Genomic DNA, 25836 nt, shown 5'->3' on the forward strand with positions numbered 1-25836 from the left:
CCGGCGCAAAGCATCGCATGAGATGCGCAACGCAAGGCTAGTAAGCGAAAGGGGAAGTCGTCGGACTTCCCCTTTTGTCGTTGTACGACACTGCTTTGCTGCTGTGTTTCTTAAAGGCTCATGTGATGCAGGTAACGGCTATTCGTCGCTTCAGCAGTGAGACCTTGCTCGATGATGGAACCGCCGTCCATTACGGCGTAGTGGTCGAACCACTGCAGGTCAGAGGCGCGATGACTAATCGCCAGCAGGGTTTTGCCTTGGCAGCGTTGCTTCACGAAGGTCATTACCTGCCGCTGAGTTTCAGCATCCAGTCCTTCGCTGGGCTCGTCGAGCAGTACTACCGGAGATTCCTTGAGCAGCGCTCGGGCAATTCCGAAACGCCGTAGCTGTCCTCCGGAGAGCGAAGCGCCGGACTCGTCGGGCCAACTGTCGAGCCCTTCGGGTAACGACTTAAGCCATGCCGTAAGCCCTAGTCCCTCCAGAACCTCGACAATGTCGTTATCGCTAATGCTGTTTCGTCCCATGCGCAAGTTATCACGGAAGTTGGCATTAAATACCTGCACCTGCTGGGGCGACACACTGAATAACTGTCGCAGCGTTGCTTCGTTTAGCGTGGTGATGTCGACACCACCGATACGAATCACACCGGCATCAGGATCGATGAAACGCACCAAACTGTTAAGCAGGGTAGTTTTACCGGTGCCGGAAGGGCCGCTCAATAACCAATGCTCGTTCTCACCGATACCGAGGCTTAGTTGATCGAGCGCGCGATTGCCTTGGAACGCCACCGTCAAACGTTCAATATCCACTCGATAGTGAGTGACCGGCGCAGCATCATGCTCAGGAAACCGAGTGCTTGGTACATTTTCCTGCAACTCGTTCAAGCGGCGCGCTGCGCGCTGAACCTTGCCTAGCTGTTGCCATGCCTGCGGCAGCATCATGATAGCTTCGAAGGTCGCTACCACCGTAAGCACAATCGCCGCTACCAGCGTGGCGGCCAAGCCATGATGGGTTGCTTGATAGGCCGCCAGTATAGCGGCGCCGGTAACGCTAACGCTCAGTAACACCAGCGATAGCCACAGCGCATCCCCCCATTGGCGGGCCAGCTTGAGCTGCTGTTGATCGCGCTCGTGCTGTTGCCTCAGCAGTGATTCACACTCCTGCTGCCACTGACCGTACAGAGACAATTCGGCAAACGCATCGAGGCGCTCGATCGTTTGTGCTCGTAGCGCTGTATCGAGCTGCTGATAGCGCGATGAGTGACGCCGGCCGCGATACCACGCGATCCAGGGGCCCATTGCGCCAGCAAACCCCAGTGACAGCGCGACAAAAAGGCCAATAGCGGGATCGAACAGCCCGATCAATACGCCGCTGGCGATGATGCTCAGCAGCGCCACGATAGAGGGCACCAGCACTCGTACGTAAAGCGCATCCAAGGCATCGATATCAGCCGTTAGGCGAGTGCTGAGCTCGCTGCTGCCGTAGTGCTGCAGTGCCGGCGGCGATAGCGGTTCGATTAACAGATAGGTACGTTTTCGCAGCTGCGATAGCAGCTTGAAAGTCCCCTGGTGAGTAATAACGCGTTCACCGTAGCGGGTGATCGTTCTTGAGACGGCGAAAAAGCGAACCCCCGATGACGGCAGCATATAGTTGAATGCCAACGCAGTAGCGACGCTGGCACCTGCAAGTGCAGAAGCGTTAAGAAACCAGCTCGAAACGGCCACCAGACCAATGCTTGAGAGCATCGCGAACAGGTTGAGCACCAGCCCCACAGCGAGTAGCGGTAGGTAGGGTTTCATCATCGCCAGATAGGGGGTGAGATCGCGCCATGATTCACGGCCAGACTTCATGGTGCACCTCCTGTTACGTTGCGCGCTGGATGTAGCGGGCCGCCTTCAGCGCTGAGCTCAGTGAAACTGCCTTGTGCAGTAATGTGTCCGTCGTCGAGCATCACGATGTGATCCGCCAGTTTGAGCAGCTCTAAACGGTGGGTCAGAATCACCAGTGAACGCTGCTGCTTGAGCGCTCGCAATGCATCAATGACCAAGCGTTCACTATCGGCATCCAGGCTGGCCGTCGGCTCGTCCAGCAGCGTTAGCGGTGCGTTTCTGATCAGCGCCCGCGCCACCGATAGCCGACGTGCCTGACCACCAGAAATGGGTTGGCCGCCTTCGCCAATAGGGGTGTCGAGCTGATGGGGAAGGCTCTCTACCCAGGCCTTCAAGTGCACCTTCTCAAGCGCGTCCCACAACATTTCCTTCTCAATGCTTGCGTGAGCGCCCATGCAAAGATTGTCCGCCAGCGATCCTTTGATGATCGCCGAATGTTGACCTACCCAGCCTAATGAGCGATGCCATTGGTCGCGGGGCAGCTGTGCGAGCGATTGTTGGTTGCAGCGTATTTCGCCCTTGGTCAGCGGCAGAAATCCCATCAGCGCAGATAAAAGAGTGCTTTTACCCGCACCACTCGGGCCTATAACAGCGAGTGTCTGTCCAGCCTCGAGGGCGAATGAGACGTCCTCCAAGGCGGCCTTGGCGCGGTTGGGATAGTGGGCAGTCACGCCGTTGAATGAAATGGATACCGGCGCTTGAGAGTTCCAATCAGACGTTGAGGACGACACGCTCTCGGTATGCTCGTTGGCATCGCTCTCGATGGGCATTAGCACCTCAGCAGAAGCCTCTGCCGCCGCCTTGGCATGATAGTGGGTGCCCAGATCACGTAATGGCTGATAGAACTCTGGTGCCAAAATCAGGATAAACAAGCCGGCTTGCAGGCTGAGCGAGCCGCCCCAGTTACCGAAGTGAAATTGTCCGAGATAAACGAAGCCAATGTATATCGCGAGGATGGCGATAGAAACAGAGGAAAAAAATTCCAACGCGGTAGAGGAGAGAAATGCCAGCTTCAGCACCTTCATTGAGCGTTTGCGGAAATCCTCCGATACGCGCTCTACGCTGCGCGCCTGGCGCTTTCCCAATCCAAATAGCTTGAGCGTGGGCAGGCAGCGAACCGTGTCGAGAAAGTGACGGCTCAATCTTCCCATCTCGACAATCTGGGCCTGCTGCAAGTTCTTCGCGCCCATGCCCACCATTGCCATATTGAGCGGAATCATCGGGCCGGTAATCAGAAGAATTACCCCAGCGGCCCAGTTGAGCGGCATGACCGCAACAATGATGATAAGGGGAATAATGCCGCACAAGTACATTTGCGGCACATAGTCAGCGTAGTAGCCATCCAGGGCATCAACGTCGTTGCACAAGTGGCTGCCGAGCGTGGCGCTGTGCTGGCTGCGCACCCACATCGGACTGCGCGTGGCGATACTGGACAGCAGCTCTGCGCGTACCGCTTGGCGAACCTGAATACCCGCGCGTGCACTGGCGATGGTCTTGAAGCGCAGGCAAAGTCCGCGCAGCACCATTGCCGCAGGCAGCAAGACAAAAAGGGAATAAAGGTGTGCAAATGGTGCTCGCTCAATCACCAACTGCTGGGCAATGGTCGCGATGGCATATGCCTGTACCAGCAACAGCACAGTTGAAAGCGACCCCATTGCAACCGCCGTTTTGGGCCATCTGCCCGCATGGTCAAGCTTACTGCGCAGCCACGTCTTGGCAGTGTAACGGGGTGGCGAATGGGTAGAGGTTGGTTCAGCAGCACGGTCAGTTACGGATGTTGTCATAGAAACTCCCCATCAGGCTGACCAGTGTAAAGGATAGTTTCGCCAAGTGGGCGAGACGATCTGTCGCACGAGCGGATAATTCGGGGTAATCGACGAGAGAAAAGTCGGCTGTTTATCCACTGGTAAAATCTGATTTATAGCTTGACTTTCAGGCTCGAGCCTAAATTTTCCGAGCGATTTGCCGTTGTCCACACTTTCTGTGGATAACCTTGTGAAAAACCTCCTTCCGCCGCCGCCTAATCTGCATCAATCAAGGGGTATCAGCGAATTGTGTATTTTTTAACCATATTTAAGTTGCTGATTTATAAGAAAATAGTGCTAAGTTGTTGATCTTTTATGACGGTGGGATGCGAGTTTTCTGAAAATGTTTAAAAAGGGTGCACGCAGTGGAAAAGTATCGGGTTGTCAAGCTCAACCAAGCAAAAAATTGATCTCGGAGGATTTTGGTAGCATCGTCCTTGATCGTGCGTAAAAGCGTCGGTTTAAGTTCGTTATCAACGAAAAAAAATGGCACCGACATCAGCCAAGCTGTCGGTGCCATTTCATCGCTGGTTGCGCTAAGCGTGCTGTTACTCGTTGGCGAGAGTGCAATCAGGCGTCAAATTCGATGCCCTTGTACTCCTTCTCCAATGCTTTGGCCTTTTTCTTCGAAACGCCGCCCAATATATCAATCGCGTTGCGCAGTCGCGCGCGAGTGATGTCGGAGCCGAGTATGGCCATGGCGTCCAGCACTGACGTTGAGCTCAGCTGGCCGGTAATCGCGACGAATACCGGGGCCAGTATCACCTTCATCTTGAGCTCGAAGTGAGCCGCCAATTGCTGGACCTGGTGCATGATCGACGCTTTGTTCCATTCCGGAAGCTGTTCCAAACGCCAGATCAAAAACTGCAGCAGTGCCACCTGACGATCCTGATCGATGTTGATGGCCTCAAAATCGTCGGCTTCGAGTGTTGGGATACCGGCAAAAAAGTGGCCCGCAAGCGGCATAACGTCGGACAGAAGCTGAACGCGTGGCCTGATCTCTGGCAGCAGCTGCTGAATGTAGTCGCTGTTGAACGCCCATTGCTGCATGGCGTTGATGAACTGTGCGTCGTCGAGATCGTCGCGTAGATAGACGCTGTTCAGCCAGCTTAACTTATCAAGATCGAATACCGGCCCGCCCAGCGATACGCGCTGAATGTCGAATTCGGCCTGCATCTCCTCAAGCGTGAATTTTTCGCGTTCATCGGGCATCGACCAGCCCATCCGACCCAGATAGTTGAGCACTGCCTGGGGCAGGAAGCCCATCTTGCGGTAGTAGTTAATTGAAGTGGGGTTTTTGCGTTTGGAAAGCTTGGTCTTGTCCGGGTTGCGCAACAGCGGCAGGTGACACAGCACCGGCATGTCCCAGCCAAAGTAGTCGTACAGCAGCTGGTGCTTGGACGCTGAGTTGATCCACTCTTCACCGCGCAGCACGTGAGTGATTTCCATTAAATGGTCGTCGACCACGTTAGCCAGATGGTAGGTGGGAAGGCCGTCCGATTTCATCAGGATTTGCGCATCGACCTGCGCCCAGTCGAGCTCGATGTCGCCGCGCAGCATGTCCTTGACGATACAGGTACCTTCAGTGGGTACCTTCATGCGCACCACGTAGGGCGCGCCGGCCGCTTCGCGTCGCGCGATTTCAGCTTCATCCAGCAGCAGGTCGTCCTGTTTCAGTGCGCTGAAGTTGCCTTCTGCCTTACGCTGCTCGCGCAGCTCATTGAGCTCTTCGGTAGTGCGGTAGCACTTGAAGGCATGGCCATCATCCAGCAGTTGCTGAACGTAGCGCTGGTAGATGTCGGCGCGCTCGCTCTGGCGGTAGGGGGCGTGGGGACCGCCTACGTCAGGACCTTCGCTCCATTCGATACCCAGCCACCGCAGTGAATCAAAAATCATTTGCTCGGAGGCGCGAGTCGAGCGGGTTTGATCGGTATCTTCGATGCGCAGGATGAATTCACCCTGATGCTGTTTGGCGAAGCACAGGTTGAACAGCGCCACATAGGCAGTACCTACGTGCGGATCGCCTGTTGGGGAAGGGGCTATGCGAGTGCGAACGGTCATGGAGCAGAACCTTGATGATAACGATAGAAACTAAGTGCTTCTTAAAAGAAGGTGATCGCGACGTATCCGATCCACTGCAAATGGTGGTAGAGCGGCGCGTCGGTGAAGTGTCGCTATTTTGGCATGATTGCCAATTGTCTGAAACTAAAAGCGCCAGCTCGAGGCTGGCGCTTTTGGGCATGCAGAGCGTGCAGGCTTATTTATCGGCGGGGTAGTGGCGGAAGTCGGAACCCACATAAAGCTGACGCGGACGACCGATTTTGACACTGCCGGGGCTGACCATTTCGTTCCAGTGAGAAATCCAGCCGATGGTACGAGCCATGGCGAAAATTACCGTGAACATATTGCTGGGAATACCAATCGCTCGCAGGATGATGCCGGAATAAAAGTCGACGTTGGGGTAGAGCTTACGTTCTACAAAGTAGTCGTCTTCGAGAGCGATCTGCTCAAGGCGCTTGGCTATCTTCAGTTTGGGATCGTCGGCAACGCCGAGCTCACTCAACACTTCGTCGCAGGTCTCCTTCATGACCTTGGCGCGCGGATCGAAGTTGCGATACACGCGGTGTCCAAAGCCCATCAGACGGAAGGGGTCTTCCTTGTCTTTGGCGCGATCGACGAAACGCTGAATGTTTTCTTCCGAGTCGTCGCCAATTTCATCGAGCATTGCCAGTACGGCTTCATTGGCGCCGCCGTGTGCAGGTCCCCATAGGGCAGCGATGCCAGCACTTATACAGGCGAACGGATTGGCGCCGGTGGAGCCAACCAAACGCACGGTGGAGGTGGAGGCATTCTGCTCATGGTCAGCGTGCAGCATGAAGATGCGGTCCATCGCCCGCGCCAGCACCGGATTCACCTTGTATTCCTCACACGGCGTACTGAACATCATGTGCAGGAAATTGGCGGCGTAATCGAGATCGTTACGCGGGTAGGAGAACGGCTGACCAATGCTGTACTTGTAGGTCATGGCTGCCAGCGTTGGCATTTTTGCCACAAGGCGATGGGCCGCCACCTTGCGATCGTGTTCGCTGCTGGCTTCAAGGCTGTCGTGATAAAAGCCTGCCAGCGCGCCGACGGTACCGCACATGATGGCCATCGGGTGAGCGTCGCGGCGGAACCCCTTGAAGAAGTTGTGAACCTGCTCGTGAACCAGCGTGTGATAGCGAATGATATTCGCAAACTGCTCGTACTGTTCCTTGGTGGGGAGTTCGCCGTAAAACAGCAGGTAACCGAGCTCCAGATAGTTGGAGTGTTTCGCGAGCTCATCAATCGGATAGCCGCGGTGCAACAGCATGCCTTTGGCACCATCGATGTAGGTAATGGCGGAGTTACACGCGGCTGTCGATACAAAGCCTGGATCATAAGTGAAGTAGCCGACTTTGCTCAGCGCTCTGACATCGATGACACGCGGGCCGACGGTGCCTGAGTAAACTGGCAACTCGATGCTTTCGTCGGTGCCTTCCAAGCTTAAATGGACAGTATTGTCAGCCATGTCGAACTCCTCATCTTTTAGTCTTTGGCGTGATTCCGCGCGCTAAACGGGCGTGCTGCTAGCACTGAAAAATAATGGGGCGTGCCGAATTACCAGCGCGGCAATCATGTTCGTTACTGCCCGCAAGGAATCACTTCTCTCTCGTATTCGAAGGCTAGTGTAACGCTGGTAGCCTCGTTTGTGTGCAACTCCTCCACTTTAGTCTTATGTCCAAGTGGCTGCATGCCATCTTATTTACACGTTTGCGCCCTAAACGACGCTGATGGCGTTGATGAAATGCAATATCTGCCATGTCTTCGCGTGCAGCGCTACCAAAGTAACTCATGGGCGCGGCGATGCATTCTCGTGTCGGGCGATAGCAATTTGTCATCCTGCCTTAGCAGGCATATACTTTTCGTCCGTCAAATAAAGACTTTGGGCTGCCTCTCGCTTCCCGGTCAATCGGCAGTTTGCCAGTGGTTTGGCGTGTCTCTCGATCTGTGGCTGCGAGTGCAGAACCTAAAAAGCAGTAAATCAACGCTAACCCTCACCGTCGCGCCGTGCGATGGTCAGGTCGAGAGAGTGATCACCGTGACTAGCAAAAAGCCTATAAAGGCTGCTAAACGTCCAGTCAATCTGGATCTTGGTACTATAAAGCAGCCGCTCCCCGCCCTTGTTTCCATTACCCACCGCGTGACTGGCGTCATGCTTTTCGTTGGACTCATCTTCGCGCTATGGGCGTTCGATGCGTCGCTGTCGTCCCAACAAGGGTTCGACGCGGTCAAGCACGCTCTTGAACACAACTTCTTTGCCAAACTGGTTGCCTGGGGCTTGCTCTCAGCGCTGGCGTGGCACTTCGTTGCGGGTGTTCGTCACCTGGCAATGGACCTTCACTACGCTGACGATCGCGAAGGCGGTATGCGTACTTCCAAAATCGTCGTTGTCGTAGCGGTTGTTGTCATTGTGCTAGCGGGGGTGTGGGTATGGTAACTGTCATTACAAATCTTGGACGCAGCGGTCTTTCCGACTGGCTGGTGCAGCGCATTTCGGCCGTGGTGCTGGCGCTTTATTCGCTGTTCCTCGTGGCCTATGTGTTGTTTCATCCCGAGCTCGATTACTCCACCTGGTCTGCGCTGTTCCAGGGCACCGGCATGCGTATCTTCACGCTTGCTGCGCTGCTCTCTATTGCTGCGCACGCCTGGATAGGTTTGTGGACAATCTTCACCGATTACGTCAAGTGCACCCGCCTGCGTCTCGTGCTTCAGGTGGTGGTTATTCTTGCGCTGTTTACCTTCGTAATCTGGTCCGTACAAGTGCTCTGGGGGGCATGATCTAAATGTCTGATCTTCATGAAATGAGTTTTGATGCCATCATCATTGGCGGTGGTGGCTCAGGCCTGCGCGCAGGCCTCGAACTTGCCAAATCTGGCAAGAATACCGCAGTGCTTTCCAAGGTGTTTCCTACGCGCTCTCACACTGTGTCTGCGCAGGGCGGCATCACCTGTGCCATTCAAAGCGCTGATCCCAACGACGATTGGCGCTGGCACATGTACGACACCGTCAAGGGCTCCGACTTCATCGGTGACCAGGAAGCGATCGAGTACATGTGTATGGAAGGCCCCAAGGCGGTGTTCGAGTTGGAACACATGGGCCTGCCGTTTTCGCGTTTCGACAATGGTCGAATTTATCAGCGCCCGTTCGGTGGTCAGTCGAAGGACTTCGGCAAGGGCGGTCAGGCTGCCCGTACCTGCGCCGCTGCCGACCGTACCGGTCACGCGCTGCTGCATACGCTCTATCAGAACAACCTGAAAAACGGCACCGTCTTTCTGGATGAGTGGTATGCCGTTGATCTGGTGAAAAATGCCAGCGGCGATATCGTGGGTGTGATTGCCTTCAGCATGGAAACCGGTGAAACCTGCCTGATCAAATCCAAGGCAGTGGTACTCGCCACCGGCGGCGCGGGCCGTATCTACGCTTCTACCACCAATGCCCTGATCAACACTGGCGATGGTGTTGGCATGGCGCTGCGCGCGGGCCTTCCAGTGCAGGACATGGAAATGTGGCAGTTCCACCCAACCGGTATCTACGGTGCTGGCTGTCTGGTCACCGAGGGCTGTCGTGGTGAAGGTGGCTACCTGATTAACGCTGATGGCGAGCGTTTTATGGAGCGCTACGCGCCCAACTTCAAGGATTTGGCAGGCCGCGATGTTGTTGCTCGTTCGATGGCTATCGAGATTCTCGAAGGACGTGGCTGTGGCCCCAACAAGGACCACATCCTGCTGAAGCTCGACCACCTTGGTCCAGAAGTGCTGCACAAGCGTCTGCCCGGCATTATCGAAATGTCGAAAACCTTCGCTCACGTCGATCCCGTGCAAGAGCCGATTCCCGTGGTGCCGACCTGCCACTACATGATGGGTGGTTTGCCCACCAACGTGCATGGTCAGGTGCTTACGCAAGACAAGGACGGCAACGATCAGATCGTTAACGGCCTGTTTGCCTGTGGTGAAGTGGCGTGTGTGTCGGTACACGGCGGTAACCGCCTCGGCGGCAACTCGCTGCTTGACCTAGTGGTGTTTGGCCGCGCAGCGGGCATGTACATCGAAGATGCGCTTAACCAGGGCGTTGAGCAGCTTGAGCCGACTGAATCCGACGTCGAACAGGCGCTCAAGCGTCTTAATCGCTGGAACGAGTCGACCGACGGCGAATCGGTGCCCGAGCTCAAACGTGAACTGCAAAGCATCATGCAGAACAACTTCGGCGTGTTCCGCAAAGAAGAGAACATGCAGAAAGGCCTTGATCAACTCGACGCCATGCGTGAGCGCATCGCCAATGCTTACCTGCCCGACAAGAGCACCACGTTCAACACGGCGCGCGTCGAAGCACTCGAGCTCGACAACCTGTTTGAGGTTGCGGAAGCAACTGCCTTTGCCGCGCTCAACCGTCGCGAGAGCCGCGGGGCGCATTCCCGTCCTGATTACCCCGATCGAGATGATGAAAACTGGCTGAAGCATTCGCTCTATTTCCCGCAGGAAAAAGAGCTGCGCAAGCGTGATGTCAACATGGCGCCGCGCACGATGGATCACTTCAAGCCTGTTGAACGTCACTATTAAAAAAGAGTGGGGAGACCGACAATGACTATGCTGACCGTTTCGGTATACCGCTATAACCCGGATACCGACGACAAACCTTACATGCAGGACTTTCAGGTCGACACCGAAGGGCGTGATCTGATGGTGCTGAACGTCATCATGATGATTCAGGAGCAGGACGCCAGCGTTGTGTTCCGTCGCAGCTGCCGCGAGGGCGTGTGCGGCTCTGATGGCGTTAACATGAATGGCCGTAATGGCCTGACCTGCATTACGCCGCTTTCGCAGGTGGTCAAGAATAACAAGCTGGTACTGCGTCCGTTGCCAGGACTGCCGGTTATTCGCGACCTGATCGTAGACATGCAAATGTTCTACCGTCAGTACGAAAGCATCCAGCCGTACCTGCAAAACGACACCACGCCGCCCGCCATCGAGCGTCTTCAGTCTCCTGAGGATCGTGACAAGCTCGACGGACTGTACGAGTGCATTCTGTGCGCCTGTTGCTCGACCTCGTGCCCGTCGTTTTGGTGGAACCCCGACAAGTTTGTGGGGCCAGCCGGGCTGCTGCAGGCGTACCGTTTCCTGGCCGACAGCCGTGATGAACACACCAAAGAACGATTGGCGCGTCTGGATGATCCGTTTAGTGTCTTCCGCTGCCGTGGCATCATGAACTGCGTTAGCGTATGTCCGAAGGGACTAAACCCAACGCATGCGATCGGTAAGATTCGTGAAATGCTGATGACTCAGGCAACCTAAGCTCAGCGTCATTTGGCGCGTTACCAGCGCCTTGTTCGGCACTGCTGCATGCAGACGGGCTGTCAGCAGCGGTGCAGTTCAATCAGCTGTAAGTCGAGAGAGTTGCTGCGAAGGCGAAGTATCTCCGCCGCAGCCCGAACAATAGCCCGTCACAGGATTTAGGGTAGATAACCATGTCACAAGGCACCATGGATTTGATGTGGCGAACGTCGCACATGAGTGGGGCGAATGTTCATTACGTTGAGGAGCTTTACGAGCAGTACCTTAACGACGCTTCATCGGTCCCCGATGAGTGGCGCCGCTATTTTGATACGCTGCCCACCTACGACGGGGGGCCTGCACAGGATGTGCCGTTGGCTCCCGTACGAGACGACTTCGAGCGTCTTGGCCGTCAGGGGCAGCGTACCAAAGCCGCCGGTGGAGGTTCTTCCGACGAAGAGTTCCGCCGTCAGGTACGCGTTCTGCAACTCATCAACGCCTACCGCTTCCGCGGTCATCAGCACGCCAACCTCGACCCACTCGGGTTGCGTAAAACAGAATCGGTGCCTGATCTGGATCTCGCTTTCCATCAGCTCTCCGACTCTGACATGAACACCGAATTTCAGACTGGCTCGCTTTTTATTGGTAAAGAGCGAGCCAAACTGTCTGAGATTGTCGCAGCGCTGAAGAATACCTACTGCCGTTCGATTGGCTGCGAGTTCATGCACATCGTTAACACCGATGAAAAGCGCTGGCTGGAAGAGCGCTTTGAATCGGTGCAGGGCAATCCCGGTTATTCGACCACTCAGCGCGAGCACATTCTTGAGCGTCTGACGGCGGCAGAAGGGCTCGAAAATTATCTGGCCAGCCGTTATCCCGGCACCAAGCGCTTCGGTCTTGAGGGCGGTGAATCCTTCATCCCCATGGTCGACGAGATGATCCAGCGTGCCGGCAGCTATGGCACCAAGGAAGTGGTCATCGGCATGGCGCACCGTGGTCGTCTTAACCTGATGGTCAACATCCTGGGCAAAAGCCCCGCCGATCTGATTGATGAGTTCGATGGCAAGCATCCCGAGCACAGCGGTCAGGGCGATGTGAAGTACCACAAGGGCTATAGCTCCAATGTCATGACACCGGGCGGTGAAATTCACCTGGCGTTGGCATTCAACCCTTCGCACCTCGAGATTGTTGGGCCGGTCGTCGAAGGCTCGGTGCGGGCGCGTCAGGATCGTCGCCGCGATGAAAGCGGTGATCTGGTGCTACCAATCTCGGTGCACGGTGACGCTGCCTTTGCCGGTCAGGGCGTGGTGATGGAAACCTTCCAGATGTCACAGACCCGCGGTTTTAAAACCGGCGGTACCGTGCACATCGTCATCAATAACCAGGTCGGCTTTACTACCTCGCGCCGCGAAGATGCGCGCTCGACTGAATACTGCACCGATATCGCCAAGATGGTGCAGGCGCCGATCTTCCACGTGAACGGTGACGATCCCGAAGCCGTTCAGTTGGTAACCCAAATCGCTATCGATTATCGCCGTCAGTTCCACAAGGACGTCGTTATCGATCTAGTGTGCTATCGCCGGCGCGGTCATAACGAAGCAGACGAGCCTTCCGGCACGCAGCCTTCCATGTACGCGGCCATCAAGCAGCACAAGAGCACGCGTGCGCTTTACGCCGATTATCTGGTCAAGGAAGGCGTTATCAGTGAAGCCCAGGCCAAGGGCATGGTCGATACCTACCGCACTCAGATCGACGAAGGCGATCAGGTGGTCAACGCCTTGGTGAAAGAGCCCAACACCGCGCTGTTCGTCGATTGGAGTCCATATGTGGGGCAGCGCTGGAGCGATGACGCTGATACCTCGTTCGATGCCAAGCGCCTTGCCGAACTGGCCGACAGCATGTGCACCATCCCGTCGGATGTGAGCGTGCAGCGTCAGGTGGCCAAGGTATACGAAGATCGCCGCAAGATGATTACCGGTGAGCTCCCCATGAACTGGGGCTTCGCCGAAACACTTGCTTACGCGACGCTGCTTGATGAAGGTCACTTCGTGCGTATTAGCGGTGAAGACAGCGGCCGCGGCACCTTCTCACACCGTCATGCGGTAGTGCATAACCAGAACGACGACTCGACCTGGATTCCTCTGCAGCATCTCAAGGAAGGGCAGCCGGACTTCTGGATTTACGATTCACTGCTGTCCGAAGAAGCGGTGCTGGCCTTTGAATATGGCTACGCCAACACTGCTCCTGATGGATTGGTGGCCTGGGAAGCGCAGTTTGGCGACTTTGCCAACGGCGCTCAGGTGGTGATTGATCAGTTTATCTCGTCAGGCGAAACCAAGTGGGAGCGCCTGTGCGGGCTAACGCTGCTGTTGCCACACGGTTATGAAGGTCAGGGCGCTGAGCACTCTTCTGCGCGTTTGGAGCGCTTCCTGCAGCTGTCGGCAGAGAACAACATGCAGGTAGTGCAGCCCACCACGCCAGCGCAAATGTACCATTTGCTGCGTCGTCAGGTGGTGCGTCCGCTGCGTAAACCGCTGGTGGTCATGCAGCCGAAAAGCCTGCTGCGTCACAAGGCGGCAATTTCCTCAATGGAAGAGCTGTCGAACGGCCAGTTCATGAGCCTGATTGATGATCAGGGCGGGCAGCCGCCGAGTGACATTCGTCGCGTTATCCTTTGCTCCGGTAAGGTGTACTACGATTTGGCGGCCTATCGCGAAGAGCAGCAGCGCAACGACGTTGCCATTATTCGTCTGGAGCAGCTTTATCCGTTCCCCGCCGACAAGCTGGAAGCGGCGCTGGCGCGCTTCGAGCAGCTTGAAAGCGTATGCTGGTGTCAGGATGAGCCGCGTAACCAAGGGGCATGGTTCATGATCAAGGATGAGCTCGAAGACGCTATCGTCAACAGTCATCCGGCGCTGGATCGCGTGCTTTCCTATGCTGGGCGTGCTTCTTCAGCTGCACCGGCGGCAGGCTACATGGCCGACCATCTGGCGCAGCAGAAAACGCTGATTAACGACGCATTCAACAACTAAAGGGGCGCTGCTGTAGTAAGCGCAGGAGCGCTCCTTTGAGGAACGCTCCACACCGACTGTCACAGACACGAGTGTTAAGGAACCAAATAACATGTCTACCGAGATTAAAGCGCCCAGTTTTCCTGAATCCGTAGCGGAAGGAACGGTCGCTGCCTGGCACAAGCAGCCCGGAGATAGCGTTGAGCGCGATGAGCTCATCGTTGAAATCGAAACCGATAAGGTGGTGCTTGAAGTAGTGGCCCCCGACTCCGGCGTACTGAGCGATATCAAGGTTCAGGAAGGCGAAACCTGTGATTCAGAGCAGGTGCTGGGTGTTTTGGGCGCAGCGCAGGAAGGCGGTGAAAGCGCAGCAAGTACAGAAACGCCGGCAAGCAGCGCTGATGCAGCCCCTGCGGCAGAAGCGCAGAGCGCTGACTCCTCTGCGCAGAGCACGGCAGCTCCGGCAGCCGCTGGTGGCGCTACGCATGAGGTGAAGGCACCGTCGTTCCCTGAATCAGTGGCCGAGGGCACCGTTTCCACGTGGCACAAGCAGCCCGGCGAGCAAGTGGCGCGAGATGAGCTGCTGGTCGACATCGAAACCGACAAAGTCGTGCTCGAAGTCGTCGCGCCCGCCGACGGCGCGATCAGCGAGATCAAGGCCAATGAGGGCGACCAGGTTACCTCTGAACAGGTGCTGGCAATCTTCACCGAAGGTGCAGGCGCGGCCGCTTCCGCAGCCAGCGACGCTCCGGCAGCCACCAGCGAGGCATCTTCCGGCGAGGCGCAAAGCGAAGAAGACGGCGCGTCTCAGGTAGGCAGCAAGTGGTTGTCGCCGGCAGCACGTCCGCTAGCAGCCGAGCATGATCTGGATGTCGAGAAAATTGCCGGCAGCGGTCGTAACGGCGTTATTCTCAAGGAAGACGTGCAGAAGGCCATCCAGTCGGGTAGCGCCGCTAAATCCAGCGCTGCCAGCAAGGCTTCTGCTCCGGCCGCCGCGAAAAGCGCTGAGCTGCCGCAGGGTGATCGCCCCGAACAGCGCGTGCCAATGAGCCGTCTGCGCCAAACCATCGCCAAGCGTCTGGTGAATGCGCAGCAAACCGCTGCCATGCTGACCACCTACAACGAAGTCGACATGAGCGCGGTGATGGGCCTGCGCAGCCAGTATCGTGACGTGTTCCAGAAGAAACACGACATCAAGCTGGGCTTTATGGGCTTCTTCGTCAAAGCCTGTACCGAAGCGCTCAAACGCTTCCCTGACGTTAATGCGTCGATCGACGGTACTGATATCGTCTATCACGGTTATCAGGACATCGGCGTAGCGGTATCTACTCCGCGCGGGCTGGTGGTGCCGGTTATCCGCGATACCGATACGCTGAAAGTGGCAGACGTTGAGAAGCAGATTGCTGACTTCGGCAAGCGTGGCCGCGACGGCAAATTGGGCATCGAAGACATGACCGGCGGTACTTTCACCATCACCAATGGCGGTATCTTCGGCTCGATGCTGTCGACGCCGATCCTGAATCCGCCGCAGACCGCCATCCTGGGCATGCATAACATTCAGCAGCGCCCGGTGGCCGTTGACGGCGAAGTGGTTATCCGGCCGATGATGTATCTGGCGCTGTCATATGATCACCGCATGATCGATGGCAAGGACGCGGTTCAGTTCCTGGTAGCCGTAAAAGAGCTGCTGGAAGATCCTGCTCGCTTCTTGCTGGACGTGTAAACAGCGCGTGACATAGCGCTCCGCCGGGCGGCCCTTGGGGGCGGCCCGGCCTTCATTCTTTTGGCACAGGCCAGGGTTATCGTTAAGGCCTCGGCAGCGATGCGGCGAGACGCCGTTCTGTCAGGCAGTTAATTTAGCTTGTGCCACACCTTTTCTTCTAACGACTGGAAAGATTTTATGGCCGATAAATTCGATGTAATCGTCATTGGTGCTGGCCCCGGTGGATACGTCGCTGCCATTAGAGCAGCGCAGCTTGGGCTCAAAACTGCCTGCGTCGAAAAGTGGGTGAACAAGGAAGGCAAAACCGTTCATGGTGGTACCTGCCTCAACGTTGGCTGTATTCCTTCCAAGGCGCTGCTTGAAAGCTCGCATAAATTTGTGGAAGCACGCGATCATTTCGCTGAGGTAGGTATCGAGGTCGGCGATATCTCGACCAATGTCAGCAAAATGCTCGAATTCAAACAGTCGGTGATCGCCAAGAATACGGGCGGCATCTCGATGCTGTTCAAGGCCAATGGCGTGACCGCTCTGGAAGGCTCCGGCAAGCTGCTGGCGGGTAAAAAGGTGGAAGTTACCGGCCACGACGGCGCTAGCGAAACCTATGAAGCCGACAACGTGATCATTGCGTCAGGCTCAGTACCGGTCAATATTCCGCCGGCACCGCTCACCGACGACATTATTGTCGATTCCACCGGTGCGTTGGAGTTCACCGAAGCGCCCAAGCGTCTTGGCGTTATCGGCGCGGGCGTGATCGGGCTCGAGCTGGGCTCAGTGTGGAGCCGCCTTGGCAGCGAAGTGACCGTGCTTGAAGCGCTCGATAGCTTCCTGCCGATGGTGGATGCACAGGTTGCCAAGGAAGCGCAGAAACTGCTGGGCAAACAGGGCCTTGATATCAAACTGGGTGCCAAGGTAACCGGCTCTAATATCAGCAACGGTGAAGTTGAAGTTAGCTACACCGATAGCGAAGGTGAGAAAACGCAAACCTTCGATAAGCTGATCGTAGCGGTTGGTCGCAAGCCTTATACCGAGAAGCTGCTGGCCGACGATGCTGGCATCGCGCTGGGCGAACGTGGCTTCATTACCGTTGATGACCAGTGCCGCACCAACGTCGATGGTGTTTACGCTATTGGTGATGTCGTGCGCGGCCCAATGCTGGCTCACAAGGCTTCCGAAGAAGGCGTAATGGTGGCTGACATTATCGCCGGTCACAGCAAGGCGCAGATGAATTACGACGCTATTCCTAGCGTTATCTACACCGCGCCGGAAGTGGCCTTCGTCGGCAAGACCGAGCAGCAGCTCAAGGAAGAGGGCGTCGAATACAAAACCGGCTCCTTCCCGTTCTCGGCCAACGGTCGTGCGCTTGCCAACAATGCGCCGGAAGGTATCGCCAAGGTCATTGCCGATGCCAACACCGATCGCATTCTGGGCGTTCATATTCTGTCGCAGCATGCTGGTGAGTTGATCGCGCAAGCGGTAACCGCAATGGAGTTTGGCGCCAGTGCCGAAGACATCGGCCTGATCTGCTTCGCGCACCCGACTACCTCAGAGGCTATCCACGAGGCTGCGCTGGCGGTAGACGGTCACGCTATTCATATGGCAAACCGCAAAAAACGCTGAGACTATTCTTAGGTTGAATACTCGGCAGGGGCCTTTGGAAGTAAAATTTTCGAGGGCCCTGCACTAAGCAGGGCGATGTGAAAACATCGCCCTGTTTGCGTTTGGGGGAGTTAAAACTCCAGAGCCGCATCGTCAAGCGGGACCGGTGGCGAGGTGGGTGGCATTATCGCTACCGGCCGAGCCTTGGCGACACAGACCTGGTTTGCTTGTGGAGTGGTTGCCATGCTGCTGCATGAATACCAAAGTAAGCAGTTGTTCAAGGAATATGGCCTGCCGGTACTCAATGGCCGCGCCATTGAATCTCCTCTCGAAGTCGCGGATGCATGCCGCGCGTTGGGAGGCAGCCGGTGGGTTGTCAAAGCACAAGTCCATGCCGGTGGCAGGGGCAAGGCGGGTGGCGTAACGATCGCCCAATCGCCGCAGGAGGCAGAGCAATTTGCCGAACGCTGGCTGGGCAAGCGATTGGTTACTCACCAAACCGGTGCTGAAGGTCAGCCGGTCAATCGTATTCTGATTGAGCCAGCCGCTGCCATAGACCGCGAACTCTATCTTGGCGCGGTCATCGATCGTTCCAGCCAGCGGGTGGTGTTCATGGCCTCTTCGGAGGGCGGCATGGACATCGAGGAAGTTGCGCGCGAGCGCCCCGAGCGTATCTTTACCGCGACCATCGATCCGCTAAGCGGCGCTCAGCCTTGGCAGGCAAGGGCGCTTGGCTATCAGCTTGGTCTGAACAAGGATCAGCTCAAGCAGTTTTGTCAGATATTCATCGCGCTGGCGCAGCTGTTCGTTGAACGCGATCTCTCGCTTGTTGAGATAAACCCGCTGGTAATCTCCAATGAAGGCAAGTTGTGCTGCCTTGATGCCAAGATCAACGTTGATAGCAACGCGCTATTCCGCCAGCCCGATATCGAGGCCATGAACGACACCTCCCAGGAAGATGAGCGCGAAGTGCGTGCCGCCGAGTGGTCGCTCAACTATGTGGCGCTCGAAGGCAATATTGGCTGCATGGTCAATGGTGCCGGGCTGGCGATGGGCGTCATGGACATCATCAAGCTTAACGGTGGTCGTCCTGCCAATTTCCTCGATGTCGGCGGTGGTACCACCCGCGAGCGTGTTGCCGAAGCCTTCAAGATTATTCTCTCCGATCAATCGGTCAAGGTGGTGCTGGTCAACATCTTTGGCGGCATTGTGCGCTGTGACCTGATTGCCGAAGGCATTATTGGCGCGATCAAGGAGATCGACGTTAAGGTCCCGGTAATCGTGCGCCTTGAGGGTACCCACGCCGCCGAGGGCAAGCGCCTTCTTGATCAAAGTGGCTTGGACATCATTGCCGCCCAGGGGTTGGAAGATGCAGCGCAGCGCGCTGTTGCATTGGCGGGGGGAAGCAGCGAATGAGTATTTTGATTGATCGTTCCACACGCGTTATCTGTCAGGGCATTACCGGTAGCCAGGGCAGCTTTCACTCCAAGCAGGCACTCGACTACGGCACCCAACTGCTGGGCGGCGTAACGCCGGGCAAGGGCGGCGAGCTGCATCTGGGGCTGCCGGTGTTTAACACCGTCGCTGATGCCGTTGCCGATACCCATGCCGATGCGACGCTGATTTTCGTGCCTGCACCGCTTTGCAAGGACTCGATTCTCGAGGCTGCCAACGCGGGAATCAAGCTGATCGTGTGCATTACGGAAGGTATTCCCACCCTCGATATGCTGGTGTGCAAAATCCGCTGCGATGAGCTGGGCGTGCGTCTGATTGGCCCTAACTGCCCGGGTATCATTACTCCCGGCGAGTGCAAGATGGGCATCATGCCGGCCAGTATTCATCAGCCCGGCAAGGTAGGCATCGTGTCGCGCTCGGGTACCTTGACCTATGAGGCCGTGAAGCAAACCACCGATTATGGATTTGGTCAGTCGACCTGCGTGGGCATTGGCGGCGATCCGATTCCCGGCACCAGCTTTATCGATATCCTGACGCTGTTCGAGCAGGACCCAGCCACTGAGGCGATCGTGATGATCGGCGAGATCGGCGGTACAGCGGAGGAGGAAGCCGCTGAATTCATTCGTCACCACGTCAGCAAACCAGTGGTGTCCTATATCGCGGGCGTTACTGCGCCGAAAGGTAAGCGAATGGGCCATGCCGGCGCGATTATCTCTGGAGGCAAGGGCACCGCGGAAGGCAAGTACGCGGCGCTGGAAGCCGCTGGCGTTGTCACGGTACGCTCGCTGGCTGATATTGGCGAAGGGCTGAAGCGTGCGACTGGCTGGTAACCGACGGCGCTCGCCGTAGGCTTCCGTTGATAGGCCATAACGCCGGGCGTGCTCCCGGCGTTTTTTTGTTCCGTATATACGTACGTTATTACATAACAAACAAGGGCTTATCAGGGATTTATGCGTGCGCCAGCCTTCTCTTCACTCTCCTTGGGCGTTAAGCTCTCGCTATAAAGCAGCGTCGTACCTTATCCATCCGGCTATCGGTTATCGCCGCGCCATCTTGGCGAGGGGCCGCATAGAGCGACGCTGACATTCCTAATGCGCTTGGAGAGCCCAATGAAATCACGTGCTGCTGTTGCGTGGGAGGCGGGCAAGCCGCTTTCCATTGAAGAAATCGACGTTGCAGGCCCTAAGGCGGGCGAGGTATTGGTGCGCATTGTTGCCACTGGCGTGTGTCATACCGACGCCTTTACGCTGTCGGGCGCTGACCCCGAAGGACTGTTTCCCTCCGTGCTCGGACACGAAGGTGCCGGTATCGTCGAGGAAGTGGGCGAGGGCGTTACGTCAGTAAAACCCGGCGATCACGTTATTCCGCTCTACACCGCTGAGTGTGGCAAATGTAAGTTCTGTCTATCCGGTAAAACCAACCTGTGTAGCGCGGTGCGTGCAACGCAAGGTAAAGGCGTAATGCCCGACGGCACCTCTCGCTTTTCGTTCGAAGGCAAGCCGCTCTATCACTACATGGGCACCTCAACGTTCTCTGAATACACCGTGGTGTCGGAATATTCGCTGGCTAAAGTGAGCCCCGATGCGCCGCTCGATCGCGTGTGCCTGCTAGGGTGCGGCATTACCACCGGCATCGGCGCGGTGTTTAACACTGCTAAGGTAGAGGAAGGCGCCACGGTCGCGGTATTCGGGCTAGGAGCGATTGGCCTCTCGGTCATTCAGGGAGCCAAGCTGGCCAATGCGGGGCGCATTATTGCGATTGATCTCAATCCGCAGAAGTTCGACTTCGCGCGTCAGTTAGGTGCCACCGACTGTGTTAACCCTGCCGATTACGATGCGCCGCTGCAGGACGTTATCGTTGATCTGACCGACGGTGGTGTCGACTACTCGTTCGAATGTATCGGCAACGTTAACGTCATGCGCCAAGCCTTGGAGTGCTGCCACAAAGGGTGGGGCGAGTCGATCATCATCGGTGTCGCAGGTGCCGGTGAGGAAATTTCGACGCGTCCCTTCCAGCTGGTGACCGGGCGCGTCTGGCGCGGTAGCGCCTTTGGTGGTGTGAAGGGGCGCACGCAGCTGCCGGGCTATGTATCGCGCTACATGGACGGCAAAATCAATATCGATGATTTTGTCACCTACGATCTTAAGCTCGAGCAGATCAATGAAGCCTTCGAGCTGATGCATGAAGGCAAGTCGATTCGGAGCGTGCTGCACTTTTAACGCCGCCAATCCACTCGTACACGGGCCTGCCTGGGAAGGAACGGCGGGTTGCTAGCGCTGTCTATGCTACGGCGGGCCCGTTGAGTAAATGTCATGGACGCGGAACGGTACGCTCTTATCCATGCCACTGCGGCGCTGTGCTGATGGGCCCAGCGTCGCTGTCGTTTCAATTCAAGGAGTGCTTCACGCGATGAGCAGTCGTCAGCCTTCCCATATCGAGATGGTGTCGTCTCACCGGAGTTTCGGCGGTTCGTATCGGCGCTATCGACACTATTCGCAGGTGCTCGATTGCGAGATGACCTTTGGTATCTTTTTGCCTGACGAGCGCAAGCATCCTGCGCCCAATCTGCTGTGGTGGCTGTCGGGACTAACCTGCAACGATGAGAACTTCATGCAGAAAGCAGGGGGGCAGCGGTTGGCCAGTGAGTTGGGCCTCGCCATTGTGTGTCCCGATACCAGCCCGCGAGGCACTGATTTACCGCACGAGCATGATAGCTATGATCTTGGCTCAGGTGCCGGTTTTTATCTGAACGCGACGCGCGCTCCGTGGAGCCAGCACTATCGCATGTACGACTACGTGGTAGACGAACTGCCCAAGGTGGTACGCCACAACTTCTCACTTGGCGAACGTGAATCCATTTTCGGCCATTCGATGGGCGGGCACGGTGCGCTGGTGCTGGCGTTGCGCAACGCGCAGCGCTATGCCTCGGTATCGGCCTTCGCGCCGATTGTGAATCCGTCGCAGGTGGCCTGGGGCGAGAAAGCCTTCTCGCACTATCTCGGCGACAACCGCGATGATTGGCAACAGTACGATGCGGTGGCGCTGGTGGCGGCGCAAGCACCCGGCAGTACCGGTATTCCGATGCTGGTCGATCAGGGCGACGCCGACAATTTCCTTGAGGAAGGGCAGCTCACACCGCAGCGTTTGGAGGAAGCATGTCGGCAGCAAGGTATTCCGCTCGAGCTGCGGATGCAGCCGGGCTACGACCATAGCTACTTCTTCATTGCCAGCTTCATCGATGATCATCTTAGGTTTCATGCGCACCATCTGGCGCAGCAATAAGCGGTAGCCTGTCGCCCGGGTGGCAGCGCGTCGACCTAGCGCTGCTATACTGGTGCTCCCTTATATCCATTAGCGCCTGAGTCTCGATAATTACCTATGTCTTCACCGTTCTCCAACACTGTGCGCGTGGCACGCAAAGTTGTCGCGATAGCGATCGTTGTGTTCGTGCTGCTGTCAGTGCTAACGGTGCTGCTATTTCGCTGGGTGCCTATTCCGGTGTCGTCGGTGATGGTCGAGCGGCAGATCGAGGCAGCGGTAGCGGGGCGCAGTACCGGTTATCGCTATCAGTGGGTAAGCTACGAAGACATTTCGCCGCAGCTCAAGCTCGCGGTTATCGCTAGCGAAGATCAACGCTTTCCTTATCATCACGGTTTCGATGAGCACCAAATGGCGCTGGCGTGGCGTAATTGGCGCGCTGGTGAAGCGCTGCGCGGTGCTAGTACCATCAGCCAGCAAACGGCCAAGAACGTGTGGCTGTGGACCCATTCCGACCTTGCGCGTAAAGGTGTTGAAGCGTGGTTTACGCTGTTGATTGAAAACCTATGGTCGAAACAGCGTATTCTCGAGGTGTATCTCAATCTGGCGGAATGGGGCGATGGAGTTTACGGCGCCCAGGCAGCAGCGCGCTATTACTTCCACACCGATGCCAACGCGCTTAGTGCACAGCAGGCGGCGCTGCTTGCGTCTGTCTTGCCTGCGCCGCGACACTGGAGCGCTAGCCGTCCCAACGCACGGGTGGCCAATCATTCACGGTGGGTGTTGCGCCAGATGAGACAGTTGGGCGGAACTCGATATCTTGATACTCTTCATTGATATAACGATGTCTCGTTTGCCGTTCTGATGTTTTTGCAGGTGAGGTATCGTTAAATGAGCAACGAACACAACGAGCGGGAATTCTCCCGCCATAAAGGAGTTGACGTGACGCAATCGATGACGCCTTCCGCCGGATCGCGCGTATCAGTGCTACGGGCCTGGGGCATCCACGCGTTTACCGCCAGTGGCGTGGTATTTGCCATGCTGGCCTTGATGGCCTTGCTGAACAGTAACGTAGTGGCGTGTCTTTTGTGGCTGGGCGCCGCCATGATGATAGATGGCGTCGACGGTAATCTCGCCCGCAAGTACGAAATCAAATCGGTGCTGCCCAACTTCGATGGCGTGATTCTCGATGTGATGGTGGATTACCTTACCTGGTCGTTTATTCCTGCCATCTTTATTTTCCAGTTCATTCCGCTACCGCCGTATCTGAGCGCGCTGTCAGTGGCGATCATTTTGCTGTCGTCGATGTTCTGCTACTGCAACGTCAACGAGAAAAGTGAAGATGCCTATTTCGTTGGGTTTCCTGCCGCGTGGAACATCGTGGCGGCCTATTTTTACGTATTCCAACTGCCGCCCTGGGTATCGTTTGCCGTTATTCTAGTGATGGCAGGGCTGACCATGACCCAAATCAAGTTCCTCCACCCGTTCCGCGTTAAGCTGCTGATGCCGATCAATATCGCGGTCACCGTGGCATGGTGCGTCTGCATGACAGCGCTTATCCTGTCGAGCCCGATGCATGCAAGCTGGGCAGTGTGGGGACTGGTGGCAAGCTCTATCTATTTTGCCGCCATGTGCATCGCGCGTACCATTCGCGGACACTAATCCCCGCTAATAGCGCGATAAACAAAAAGGGCGTCGTTGGTTTTCCAACGACGCCCTTTTTTGGCCTGGCAGAAATTCACTCTTTACCACCAGCCGCTAAAAAGGCCGTTCTGCCATGCGTAGCGTATCAGCATCGCGATACACACCACCACGATTAACGGACGAATGATGCGCGCACCTGCACCCAGCACCACCAGCGATCCCAAATAGGCCCCGATCAGCTGCGCCAGCAGCATCACGATGCCGGCTGTCCAAAGCACGTGGCCGCCAATGATGAACACCACTAGCGACGCGATATTACTCGCCAGATTCAGCACCTTGGCGGTGGCGGTGGCCTGAATCAGTTGGCGGCCGCGCAGCGCAACTTCCGAGAGAGAAAAGAACGAGCCTGTGCCCGGGCCGAAGAATCCATCGTAGAAGCCAATCAGCGGCACCACCGTGGCATCGTACAGCCGCGCGCTTAAGCGTGGAGTTCGCTCTACCTTGCCAGCGCTAGGCACTAACAGGAAATAGAGCGCAATCACGGTCAGCACTATGGGCACCAATACTTGCAGCGCATCGGTGTTAATCCGCTGCACCAGTAAGGTACCCAATACCGCGCCGATCAGCGCAAATACGAAGGGCTTCTTGATCGCCGAGAACGAGAGGTGTCCGCGTCGCCAGAAGGTAAGCGATGAGGCGAGGGTGCCAAAGCTGCCTTGTAGCTTGTTGGTTGCCAGCGCCTGTACCGGTGGGATTTGTGCCAGCATCAAGGTGGGCACGGTAATCAATCCGCCGCCGCCCGCGATGGTGTCGATAAAACCGGCACACAGTGCAGCAATCCCGAGCATTGCCAGGGTACTTCCGTCAAGCATGAACTCCATAACAGCATTCCTTCATTATTATTGGTGTGTAATGGCCTGGTTGCTCAGCCAAAGACGCTGTTAGCCACCGCGCCCTCGCAACGCGACGGCTGCCCTTGCAGCGCGGTGCAGCGGTGATCAGAAGGTCGTGTCATTCACGCCATACTGAGCAGGCACGCGCCAGCTTACCGGCGCAAGGTGCTTGTCGAAGTCGCTGCTAATGTCCATCAGATCGGCAAAAATCGCCATGCGCACAGGGATGCCGTTATCGGTTTGGCGGAAGATGGCCAAGCGAGGGTCCTGATTCAGGTCGGGGCTCAAATCGTTGGCGCCGGGGCGGCTATCGCGCGGCAGTGGGTGCATTACGATGGTGTCAGGCGTGCAGCGCTGGTCGAGAAAGGCCTTGTTCACGCGGTACTCATCGGTAACGCCGGCGAAGTTCTCGACCATCTCTTCGGTGAAACGCTCTTTCTGAATGCGGGTCGCGTATACCACATCGATCGGTTCGAAGTTTTCGTGCAGCGTGGCGCGCAGCTCTATCTTATGGCCACGATCTTCAGCCAGGCTCAGTAGATAGGTGGGCATTTCCAGCCCTGCGGGTGCTACCAGAGTGATATGCAGCGGGGGATAGAGCGTCAGCAGCTTGATCAGCGAATGGACGGTACGTCCGTATTTCAGGTCACCCGTCATCAGAATATGGGCACCTTCCAGCGGGCGTCCTACGCGCTTGAATTCCTTCTGAATGGTGTACAGATCCAGCAACGCCTGGCTGGGATGCTCGCCGGGGCCATCGCCGCCGTTGATAACCGGCACATTGATAGCACTGGCAAATTCGCTGACCGAACCAAGATCAGGATGACGCATCACGATCGCGTCGCAGTAGCCCGCCAGCACTCGCGCCGTGTCGGTCAGGGTTTCGCCTTTGGCCATCGAGGAGAAGGTGAATCCGGTGGTATCACAGACCGAGCCGCCCAAGCGTGAGAAGGCGGTATGGAAGCTGACGCGGGTACGCGTGCTGGCTTCGAAGAAAAGGTTGCCGAGCACTGCGCCTTCCAGCACACGACACACTTTCTCGCGCCGAGCGATAGGCTCCATGCGCTGAGCAAGCGAGAACAATGTACTAATGCGATCAAGGTCGAGTTGATCGACGGACAGTAAGTGGGGTGACATGGACAACCTCCGGCAGATAAAAGAGCGTCAGCGAGTCTACCACTCTCTTTAAGGAAGAGAGAGTGTCAGTTGTTGG

At 56.6% G+C, this 25836-nt stretch carries 19 protein-coding genes; 13 read left to right on the plus strand and 6 right to left on the minus strand.

All coding sequences use genetic code 11. From position 1 onward, the window contains the following. Positions 1-110: 110 nt before the first annotated feature. The 4 genes from cydC to gltA form a co-directional block, all read right to left on the minus strand. Positions 111-1850: a thiol reductant ABC exporter subunit CydC gene (gene cydC, locus R84865_RS10860; RefSeq protein ID WP_435637667.1), complete on the minus strand. Its 1740-nt coding sequence runs from the start codon at positions 1848-1850 to the stop codon at positions 111-113. Beyond that, positions 1847-3673, minus strand: a complete 1827-nt coding sequence (gene cydD / locus R84865_RS10865) for a thiol reductant ABC exporter subunit CydD (protein ID WP_435639676.1) — start codon at positions 3671-3673, stop codon at positions 1847-1849. Before cydD ends, cydC begins: the two co-directional genes overlap by 4 nt. A gap of 591 nt (positions 3674-4264) precedes the next feature. Next, the gene (gene gltX / locus R84865_RS10870) at positions 4265-5755 is read right to left on the minus strand and encodes a glutamate--tRNA ligase (protein WP_435632328.1); all 1491 of its coding nucleotides are present in this window, start codon (positions 5753-5755) and stop codon (positions 4265-4267) included. A 196-nt stretch (positions 5756-5951) separates the two neighbouring features. Beyond that, positions 5952-7244: a citrate synthase gene (gene gltA, locus R84865_RS10875; RefSeq protein WP_435637669.1), complete on the minus strand. Its 1293-nt coding sequence runs from the start codon at positions 7242-7244 to the stop codon at positions 5952-5954. Positions 7245-7709: 465 nt separating this feature from the next. Between gltA and sdhC the strand changes: the two genes are divergently transcribed. The 13 genes from sdhC (at position 7710) to pcsA (ending at position 23748) form a co-directional block, all read left to right on the plus strand. After that, positions 7710-8213: a succinate dehydrogenase, cytochrome b556 subunit gene (gene sdhC, locus R84865_RS10880; RefSeq protein WP_435632330.1), complete on the plus strand. Its 504-nt coding sequence runs from the start codon at positions 7710-7712 to the stop codon at positions 8211-8213. Then, entirely contained in the window at positions 8207-8554 is a 348-nt protein-coding gene (gene sdhD, locus R84865_RS10885) for a succinate dehydrogenase, hydrophobic membrane anchor protein (RefSeq protein WP_435632331.1), read from the plus strand. Before sdhC ends, sdhD begins: the two co-directional genes overlap by 7 nt. A 5-nt stretch (positions 8555-8559) precedes the next feature. After that, entirely contained in the window at positions 8560-10332 is a 1773-nt protein-coding gene (gene sdhA, locus R84865_RS10890; protein WP_435639677.1) for a succinate dehydrogenase flavoprotein subunit, read from the plus strand. A gap of 21 nt (positions 10333-10353) precedes the next feature. Beyond that, complete coding sequence (locus R84865_RS10895) at positions 10354-11064, plus strand: succinate dehydrogenase iron-sulfur subunit (RefSeq protein ID WP_435632333.1); 711 nt, start codon at positions 10354-10356, stop codon at positions 11062-11064. 173 nt (positions 11065-11237) lie between these two features. Then, a complete protein-coding gene (locus R84865_RS10900; RefSeq protein ID WP_435639678.1) occupies positions 11238-14075 on the plus strand; it encodes a 2-oxoglutarate dehydrogenase E1 component in 2838 nt (945 codons plus the stop codon). Positions 14076-14166: 91 nt separating this feature from the next. After that, on the plus strand, positions 14167-15777 hold the full coding sequence (gene odhB / locus R84865_RS10905; protein WP_435639679.1) for a 2-oxoglutarate dehydrogenase complex dihydrolipoyllysine-residue succinyltransferase: 1611 nt from the start codon (positions 14167-14169) through the stop codon (positions 15775-15777). Positions 15778-15954: 177 nt separating this feature from the next. Then, positions 15955-17394: a dihydrolipoyl dehydrogenase gene (gene lpdA, locus R84865_RS10910; RefSeq protein WP_435632336.1), complete on the plus strand. Its 1440-nt coding sequence runs from the start codon at positions 15955-15957 to the stop codon at positions 17392-17394. A 222-nt stretch (positions 17395-17616) separates the two neighbouring features. After that, the gene (gene sucC, locus R84865_RS10915; RefSeq protein ID WP_435639680.1) at positions 17617-18789 is read left to right on the plus strand and encodes an ADP-forming succinate--CoA ligase subunit beta; all 1173 of its coding nucleotides are present in this window, start codon (positions 17617-17619) and stop codon (positions 18787-18789) included. Further along, positions 18786-19658: a succinate--CoA ligase subunit alpha gene (gene sucD / locus R84865_RS10920; RefSeq protein ID WP_435639681.1), complete on the plus strand. Its 873-nt coding sequence runs from the start codon at positions 18786-18788 to the stop codon at positions 19656-19658. Before sucC ends, sucD begins: the two co-directional genes overlap by 4 nt. A 279-nt stretch (positions 19659-19937) precedes the next feature. Next, on the plus strand, positions 19938-21047 hold the full coding sequence (locus R84865_RS10925) for an S-(hydroxymethyl)glutathione dehydrogenase/class III alcohol dehydrogenase (protein WP_435637674.1): 1110 nt from the start codon (positions 19938-19940) through the stop codon (positions 21045-21047). Between the two features lie 190 nt (positions 21048-21237). After that, complete coding sequence (fghA, locus tag R84865_RS10930; RefSeq protein WP_435632340.1) at positions 21238-22110, plus strand: S-formylglutathione hydrolase; 873 nt, start codon at positions 21238-21240, stop codon at positions 22108-22110. Between the two features lie 96 nt (positions 22111-22206). Then, positions 22207-22923: a monofunctional biosynthetic peptidoglycan transglycosylase gene (gene mtgA / locus R84865_RS10935; RefSeq protein WP_435637675.1), complete on the plus strand. Its 717-nt coding sequence runs from the start codon at positions 22207-22209 to the stop codon at positions 22921-22923. A gap of 54 nt (positions 22924-22977) precedes the next feature. After that, positions 22978-23748: a phosphatidylcholine synthase gene (gene pcsA, locus R84865_RS10940; RefSeq protein ID WP_435632342.1), complete on the plus strand. Its 771-nt coding sequence runs from the start codon at positions 22978-22980 to the stop codon at positions 23746-23748. Between the two features lie 83 nt (positions 23749-23831). Here the strand turns inward: pcsA and R84865_RS10945 are convergent, their stop codons facing one another. Both R84865_RS10945 and pyrB read right to left on the minus strand, forming a co-directional pair. Then, entirely contained in the window at positions 23832-24611 is a 780-nt protein-coding gene (locus R84865_RS10945; RefSeq protein ID WP_435639682.1) for a TSUP family transporter, read from the minus strand. 117 nt (positions 24612-24728) lie between these two features. Then, complete coding sequence (gene pyrB / locus R84865_RS10950; protein WP_435639683.1) at positions 24729-25760, minus strand: aspartate carbamoyltransferase; 1032 nt, start codon at positions 25758-25760, stop codon at positions 24729-24731. Between the last annotated feature and the right edge of the window lie 76 nt (positions 25761-25836).

The sequence above is a fragment of the Carnimonas bestiolae genome (assembly GCF_051251145.1).
Classification (GTDB): Bacteria; Pseudomonadota; Gammaproteobacteria; order Pseudomonadales; family Halomonadaceae; genus Carnimonas; species Carnimonas bestiolae.